Annotated in this window: 5 protein-coding genes and 1 pseudogene; 4 read left to right on the top strand and 2 right to left on the bottom strand. The window is 58.0% G+C overall.

Annotation, left to right across the window (positions count from 1 at the left end; genetic code table 11):
- Together GHK24_RS13385 and GHK24_RS13945 are read right to left on the bottom strand one after the other, a co-directional pair.
- Positions 1 to 102 (bottom strand): annotated as a pseudogene (locus GHK24_RS13385) (IS3 family transposase); the annotation flags it as partial.
- Positions 103 to 539: 437 nt separating this feature from the next.
- Positions 540 to 2189 (bottom strand): autotransporter domain-containing protein, encoded by a 1650-nt coding sequence (locus GHK24_RS13945; protein ID WP_153473386.1) that lies wholly within the window; start codon positions 2187 to 2189, stop codon positions 540 to 542.
- A gap of 1147 nt (positions 2190 to 3336) precedes the next feature.
- Here GHK24_RS13945 and GHK24_RS13395 point away from each other — a divergent pair.
- Genes GHK24_RS13395 through GHK24_RS13410 form a run of 4 tightly spaced genes read left to right on the top strand, consistent with a single transcriptional unit; the run spans position 3337 to position 7806 of the window.
- Entirely contained in the window at positions 3337 to 3984 is a 648-nt protein-coding gene (locus GHK24_RS13395) for a TnsA endonuclease N-terminal domain-containing protein (RefSeq protein ID WP_153473387.1), read from the top strand.
- Complete coding sequence (locus GHK24_RS13400) at positions 3981 to 5867, top strand: Mu transposase C-terminal domain-containing protein (protein ID WP_153473388.1); 1887 nt, start codon at positions 3981 to 3983, stop codon at positions 5865 to 5867. Before GHK24_RS13395 ends, GHK24_RS13400 begins: the two co-directional genes overlap by 4 nt.
- Positions 5860 to 6777 carry a TniB family NTP-binding protein gene (locus GHK24_RS13405; RefSeq protein ID WP_228384712.1) on the top strand — a complete coding sequence of 306 codons (918 nt, stop codon included), beginning with the start codon at positions 5860 to 5862 and terminating at the stop codon, positions 6775 to 6777. Before GHK24_RS13400 ends, GHK24_RS13405 begins: the two co-directional genes overlap by 8 nt.
- Before the next feature lie 3 nt (positions 6778 to 6780).
- The gene (locus GHK24_RS13410) at positions 6781 to 7806 is read left to right on the top strand and encodes a TniQ family protein (protein WP_153473390.1); all 1026 of its coding nucleotides are present in this window, start codon (positions 6781 to 6783) and stop codon (positions 7804 to 7806) included.
- Positions 7807 to 8187: the final 381 nt, after the last annotated feature.

An 8187-nucleotide genomic window follows, 5' to 3' on the forward strand; every position in this document is an offset into this window, starting at 1 on the left:
ACCTGACCGACGACGATAGCCCACCTGCGCGCGCAAGCCTTCCTGCCGCATCAGGCGATAGACCCGGTGCTTCCCGCAGCGCTCGCCGAGATCGCGCAGATCATGGGGTCCAATCGCAATCAGGGACGATGTCTCCGGTATCTTGGAGAAACGCTCCGGATCGAGGCTGCGAGGGCAGAGTCCGGCAAGGGGGAGTGTTTCGAAACGCTTAAACGTGATGAACGACATCAATGGTTACAGTGCGGCTTGTGGGTGATGGCCAAGCCACAGGAACGACTTCAGGCTTCGCTTGATTCACATGCGTTCCGCTGGAATGTGCTACTCGCCGATTTTCCGGATGCGCCGGGATGGTACTCAACGCTCGTTTAATCCCTGACGCACCGAAAGCCACGCACAAAACGCCCGTCGCCCTGAGAAGCAGATCATCCGCCATGCGGTTTCGTGCTTTCATCAAATACGCAACAGTTCGCGCGACATGCCGATGGATACGCGCGCCCTAGATACCGGATACTCGGACAGGGCTCCCGATTGCCCCGAGTTCAAAGCCGATAGATCAGCCCAGCAAACGCCGTCACGGAACTGATATCGCCCGCCGACTGGAACATTTCGAGGTCGGCTGAGAAATCGAGATTCTTCCGGTAGTGCAGACGCGTGTTCACGCCCACATACCCGCCCGTGACGTCGCCCGTTCCGGTCATCGCATAGCGGCTGCCGACGCCCTGCCAGGAGACGGCCACATCATCGTGCCCGTACACCGTGCGGCCGATACCGCCGCGCCATTCGATCTCGCCTTGCCGGTCGGCAAGGTCCTGATGCGCCGCCAGTTGCAGACGCGTATCGAGCACTTCTGCCGTACGTCCTCCGACGGCGAGGTTGGAGCGCGTCGTGCCCGATTCCGTATAGCCGCCCAGATGCCCCCAGGTGTAGTTCACCGCCAGCGACGGGCGCCAGCTGAAACCGTCCCCCTGATCCAGAATGCGCATCACCGACACGGACGGGCTGACATACCAGCCACCATAATTCGCCGTGGCCTTCTGATTGCCATACAGGTTATCGAGCACCAAACGATCACTGCGGTAACTCGCATAGCCGACGGCCACGCTGCCATTGATGCGCCACTGGTCGAGCACGTACTGACCGTAGGCCCCCGCAAACAGCGAGTTGCCATCGCTGCTGGCGGAAGACATATTGGTCTCCATGTGGATTTGTGCAACGCCGCCGAAGAAGCCGGCGCGGTGCTCGCCGATGCCTTGCTCCCGGCCGCCAATCACGCCGTAGTTCTGGTCACGAAACGCCAGTGAAGCGCCGTTCGTGTTGTTCCGGGTGTATTGGCCGAACACCTGTCCCCACGCAGTCGGCTGATTATCGGCCGGCAGCAAGCCGGCGAGCGACCCAGTGGACGCAACCTGCACCGGCGCCGGCAAGGGCGGCGTACGATTGAGCTGCCGGCTGATCTGCTGAGAAATCCCGGAAGACAGGCTCCCCAGCGAGGCCGGCGTCGTTGCGATAGCGCTGGGATCGACGATCGTCACGGCGTTGCCGCTGACCAGCGACAGGCCGGAACCGGAGGTGCGAAGGGCGAGCGTTCCCCCGCTGCTGGCGACCCCGATCGTGCTCGATGGCGACACGCCGCTGGTGATCACATTGACGACGTTCGTGCCGGCGCCCAAATCGACCGTCCCGACGATTTTTGCGCCGGGAGCGAGGTTCAGCGTTTCATTGCCAGCCCCGCCCACAATCGCCCGCGTCGCCGCGCCCGTGGCCGTGATGCTGCCGGAGACGTTGAGGGTGGTGTTCGCGCCGCTGGGTGCGCCAACCCAAATGCCGATGGCGCCTGATCCGCTGACGGTAATGTGGCCGGGGTTGGTGATAGTGGCATTGGCGCCGTTTGAGGAAATGCCCCTCCCGTTATGCCCAGAAATCGAAATACTGCCAGCGTTGGTGATACTGGCGTTGGCATCGTTTGCGACAATGCCTTCCCCGCTCTCTCCAGAAGTCGAAATACTGCCAGCGTTCGTGATGGTGGCGTTGGCATCGCTTGCGACAATGCCTACCGCGCTGTCTCCAGAAGTCGAAATGCTGCCGGCGTTGGTGATGCTGGCGTTGGCAGCAAAGGAGTAAATGCCGTGCCCAAAATATCCAGACGCCGAAATATTGCCAGCGTTGGTGATGCTGGCGTTGTTGCCCACTGAGACAATGCTGTACCCGCTACCTCCAGACGTCGAAATGCTGCCGGTGTTCGTGATGCTGGCCGTGGCGCCCGTTGAGTAAATGCCGTACCCAAACTGTCCAGACGCCGTAATACTGCCAGCATTGGAGATGCTGGAGTTATTGCCGATTGATTGGATCCCGACCCCGCTAAATCCGGTGAGCACAATCGCCCCCCCACCTCAACGAGGCCGGTATCGTTTCCTGTCAGTGTTTGTGTCGTGGTGACGGTTTGCCCGTTGTGGATCGTGAAGTCGCCCGCCTGAGCGCTCACGCTAAAGAGGGCGGCTATGATCGCGGCGATGCGTTCAGGTCGGTTGGCGCAAAAATGAGGAGTAGGCATGGTGAGGTCGTAAAGCGTAAGAAGGGGTTTTGAGCAGTAGGTATCCGGTGTTTCTCAGGGGGCTGCCTGGGGATTTCCAAGCCATTGGGCGCTTCAGAGGCCAAAGTCGGGACCGCCACTCGCCCCAGTCGCCGCCCAAACGATAGAGGGCTTGACGCATCCGAGATGCGCCAAGCCCTCTCCATACCTAAACCGAGTACAACGCCAATAGACTCGTCCGCATGCGGCATCACGGAACGGCGCGTATTGGCCGACGGGAATACCTTGAGGGCGGCAGAAAAGCCGGGATTCTGCGGAAAGTGCCGGCATGTGTTCTGGCGCACTAGCGCAGCGAGCAGAGATGAACCGGGGCGAGGCAGCCCCGAGATGAAATGCAGCGGGCGTTGCACGACAGAAAATCCAAGAAGATTTCAGAAATGCGTCAATGCGATACTGCAAAAGCCATTCTTCATAACCCAGAGGAAATATACGCCACGTCGTCGGCATGGCCATGTTCTTAACATGGCTTTACATGCTTTGCGTGGATTCTGGATTTAGGGGGCGAGGGAGGAGTGATCAGAGCGCGTGAGCCGTCTGCTGATTATTTTGGACAAACAGGCGTTTAAACGTTGACGACAGGAGCGACGTTGGCATCCAACTGATTCCCACCTATGCTGTCGATTCCATCGGAAAACTGGAAAAATCCCAAGAGAATGGCACGCCATTGACACCGGCATTCCAGAACCTCACACTCATAAACCAGACCATTTGCATATCCGACGACGCAACTCTGGAGTGGTTTGGGAATGCCTGTCCGGACGATCCCCAAAAACTATCGCAACGTCACTGGGATCGCCTTCTCGACGAAGGCCGTCGGCGCCGCTCAGTTTGAATCAACGCTGGAGAGAGATTACCTCTGCCTGTTGGAGTTTTCTCCAGAGGTAACCACGTTCGAGGTCCAGCCTGTACGAATCCAGTGGACCGACAACGAAGGCAAGGCGCGCAGCTACACACCGGACGTCCTCGTTCATTTTCAGCCGGTTCTTGGCCGGAAGCCGCTGCTCGTAGAGGTCAAATATCGGGATGATGTCGGCAAAAACTGGCGCGTCCTCAAACCAAAGCTGAAGCAGGGCGTTCGCTTCGCTCGGGCGCATGGCTACCGCTTCAGCTTGGTCAGCGAAATCGAAATCCGGACGCCCTATCTGGATAACGCGAAGTTCCTGCTGCCCTTTCTTGCCCGCTCGTTCCCGCAAGAGATCATCAATGCCGTCATTGTCGGCATTACGCGGCAGGATGGAACGACACCGGCTCAACTCGTCAGGTCGCTCGCGCACGATGAGTGCCTGCAAGCAGAATACCTCGCTGCAACGTGGCATCTGCTTGCCTCTGGACGCATCGGCACAGACATGTCGAGCTACCTCTCGATGAACTCACCGATTTGGGGCTTTGAATGAGTGAGCCGACGTCGCGGCTGGTGCTTGATTACGGTACCGAAGTTTTCTATCGGGGCATCCGCCATGTCATTCGCCAAGAGTCGCAGGACTTTGTGACGGTGCTCCTGTTTGAGCCCGAGAGTGGCAAGCTTGTTCACGCACCGATCACGGAGATATCGGCCATAAAGGCACCACTCGCCCCCCCGCAGGATCTCGGCGACATTGACCCGGATCAGTGGGAAGCTGCGGAGAAGAAGTACCGCATCATCGAACCCCTGCTCGAAATGCCGCGACTCACGGTGGAAGCGGTTGAGGAAAGAGCGCGCGAATCAAACGTCAGCCGCGCGACCATTTACGCGTGGATCGATCTCTACAAGCGTGTCGGCAAAATCTCTGCCTTTCTACGGCGGCCTCGACGCGACAAGGGACAAATCGGGCTTCCCGAAGAAGTCGAAAAGATCGTCGGCGACACGATCAAAAATCTCTATCTGCACAAACAGAAGCGCAATGCAGCGAAGATCATTCGCGAGATAAACCGCCTGTGCGCAAAGAACCAGCTACAGGCACCGCATGCCAACACGGTGAGAGCACGCATCAAACGCCTGAGCACATTCCAGAAGACACAGGCACGTGAGGGAACCAAGGCCGCCGAGAACGAGCAGTTACTGATCGCGGGGAGTTTCCCAGGTGCGAACGCACCTCTCTCAGTGATTCAAATCGACCACACCCCGGTCGATATCGTCCTGGTCGACGACGTCCACCGACAGCCTATAGGGCGCCCTTATCTCACACTGGCGATTGATGTCTTCAGCAGGATGGTACTGGGCTTTTATATGTCCTTCGACAAGCCCGGAAACATTTCGCTCGGCCTCTGCCTGGCGCACGCATTCCTTCCGAAAGAGAAGTTTCTCGCGAAACTCGACATCGAGGCCCAGTGGCCGTGCTGGGGAGTCCCGCGAACGATTCATGCGGACAACGCCAAGGAGTTCCGTGGCCTGATGCTGCAACGGGCCTGCCAGGAATACGGGATCAACCTCGAATGGCGTCCGGTGGCAAAGCCGCGCTACGGAGCCCACATTGAGCGACTACTCGGCACCCTGAACAACGAAATTCATGGTCTCGAAGGAACGACTTTCTCAAACGTTCAACAGCGGGGCGACTACGATTCCGACGCGGAAGCGACGATGAGCATCAAGGAGTTCGAGCGCTGGTTCACTCTCCTCTGCGTCGACGTGTATCACCAACGCGAGCACTCGCATCTCGGGATCGCACCTATCGCCAAGTGGCACGAGGGCATCCTGGGGACAAAGAAGACGCCCGGCATTGGCATGCCGGCCCGCATCACAAACGAAATCAAGCTGAAGCTCGACCTGATGCCGTTCGAGCTGCGCACCGTCCAGCACTACGGAATCGTCTGGGATCACGTCGAGTATCAGCACCACGTGCTGCGCCGATGGGTCGACTCCAAAGACCCGGACCAACCGAAGCTGAAGCGCAAATTCCTGTGTCGCCGAGACCCGCGTGACATCAGCACGATCTGGTTTTTTGATCCAGAGGTGAAGGAGTACTTCCCGATTCCTTACCGGAACACCTCGCACCCAGCGATCAGCATATGGGAATTGCGCGAGGCCGAACGAAGAGCACTGGAGGAACATCCTCAGACCGCTCCGGATGAGGCACGCATCTTCGCCGCCTACGACAAGATGCAACAAATAGTTGAACAGGCGAAGAAGACAACCAGAAAGATGCGGCGGGATAGCGAGCGCAAACGCTTGGGTGTCACCGGCGCAGAGCATCACTTGAGGCGCGAAACTGCCGCCGCCGAAGCTCCGCAATCCCCTGCCACACCCAATGGCTACGCCAGTACCAAAACGTACGCGGTCGAGGAGATTGACTTTGACTGACAGTAGCCTGTTTATTACCGAAGGACGACCGCTTCTCCAGAAGACTGCGTCCACTTACCTAGAGCGCTCCGATGAAGAGCGCATTCGGTACATCAAGGGATCGCGCTGGGTCTCCTACGATGCTGCACAGAAGATTCTGATTCGGCTTGAAGATCTTCTTCAGTATCCGAAATCACACCGAATGCCGAACCTCCTGATCGTCGGCGAAACCAATAGCGGAAAGACGCTGCTCGCCAAGTACTTCTGCAAGCGTCACCCATCCCAAAACGACCCGGCGAGCGAAGCTGCGAACATCCCGGTGATGTACATCCAAGCACCAATCAGTCCGGACGAAGGAAGGTTCTACAACGCGATTCTGGATTTGCTGTTTGCGCCCTATAAACCCTCAGACCGGGCAGACCGCAAGCAGGCACAAGTGATCAAGTTGCTCCGTGTCGTCGGACTGAAGATGCTGATCATCGATGAAATCCAGCACATTCTTGCCGGCGCCATGGCAAAACAGCGAATCTTCCTGAACCTCATCAAGTATCTCGGCAACGAACTCCAGATACCAATCGTCGGCATCGGCGTTCGCGAAGCCTTTCGAGCGATCCAAACCGACCCTCAGCTCTCGAACCGCTTTCGCGTTGTGACACTGAGCCCCTGGAAGTTTGGCGAGCCCTTTAAGGACTTGCTGCGGACGTTCGAATCGACGCTGCCGCTTCATCACCCGTCCTATCTTGAAGAAGAGACGCTGGCCAACAAAATTCTCGCGCTCACCGACGGCTATATCGGCGAGATTTCGGGGCTGCTGACTTCCGCAGCGGAGCATGCAATCAAGACGGGGCGCGAACGGATTGACAAAAAAGTACTCGACCAGATCGACTGGATCCCGCCTGCAGAACGCCGGACGGAACCTGTCGATATCTAGCGCATGGCACACGCCCTCCTGTGGCCAGCACATCCTCAGTTGTTACCGGATGAATTGCTGTCATCGTGGCTGGTGCGAATCGCTGCGGCGAACGGCATCAAAGTGCAGCGGCTGTGCTGGGAACTCTTCGGCAACGCAAAGTCACCATGGAACCGTGATGTTGATCGCTCCGCCCCGGACTGGCTGATTGAGGCGATCGCGCTTCACACCGGTTGCCGGAAACGTGAAGTGCTCGCAAGCACGTTAACCACCTACCGGCATCGACTGTATCGAAGCCCTCGATTCTCCGGCCATTTGCACTGGGTCACACCAATACTGAGTCGGGGCATGCGGCGAAAAGGTTATGGGCAGCAGTTCTGTCCGGCCTGCCTCGCCGACGGCACGATCCCCTACTTCAGAAAATTCTGGCGGCTGGCGCTGGCGACCTATTGCCCGACACACCGCATCGAGCTTCTGGACGCATGTCCGCAGTGTGCCTCCCCCGTCATGCACTATCGCGGTGATTTTGGGCGAGAGATCGACGACGCGCTGCCGATGAACCTCTGTCCGGTCTGCTTCGCGGACTTTCGCGAAGCGCCGAGGCGCCGAGTACAGTTTGCCACCGTGGAAACGCAGCTGATGTTCGATGGCGCGACACATTCCTTAACACAGCCTTTAAACCAGGTTGGGCAATTCAACCACGGCTTCTTTGCCATTCTGCGCAAGCTCTGCATGATCATGGGATCCAATCGCAGTCAGGGACGATTTCTCCGGTATCTTGGAAAAACCCTCCGGATCGAGGTTACGAGGGCAGAGTCCGGCAAGCGGGAGTGTTTCGAAACGCTTAGACGCGATGAACGACATCGATGGCTACAGTGCGGCTTGTGGGTGATGGCCACGCCACAGGAACGACTTCAGGCTTCGCTTGATTCACATGCGCTACGCTGGAATGTGCTACTCGCCGATTTTCCGGATGCGCCAGGATGGTACTCAACGCTCGTTGAATCCCTGACGCACCGTAAGCCACGCACAAAACGCCAGTCGCCCTAAGAAGCAGATCATCCGCCATGCGGTTTCGTGCTTTCATCAAAAACGCAACAGTTCGCGCGACATTCCTCGAATAGCCGACGGAGCGGAGAAGGCTGATCGACGGAATTGCCTACGCGAGCAGGTTTCAGCCTGACTTGTTGCTTGGGGTGTGAGGGACGGCACACCTCAAGCGTCTCACGCTCATCAAGCTTTGCAAGCTTTCCTGGGATTTTCGATGCGGCAAATCTTCTTCTGTGGCGACACTCACGGCAATTTCGGTCACGTGATCGACGCCGTTCACGCTTACCTGCCAACGGCGGTCGTGTGAGGCTGCACCGGATTTAGTACCGGTCTAAGCTGGAAATTTCCGGCTCTTGGAAGCCCTCCGGTGAGGGCTTGTTC

The sequence above is a fragment of the Rhodocyclus gracilis genome (assembly GCF_009617575.1).
Lineage (GTDB): Bacteria > Pseudomonadota > Gammaproteobacteria > Burkholderiales > Rhodocyclaceae > Rhodocyclus > Rhodocyclus gracilis.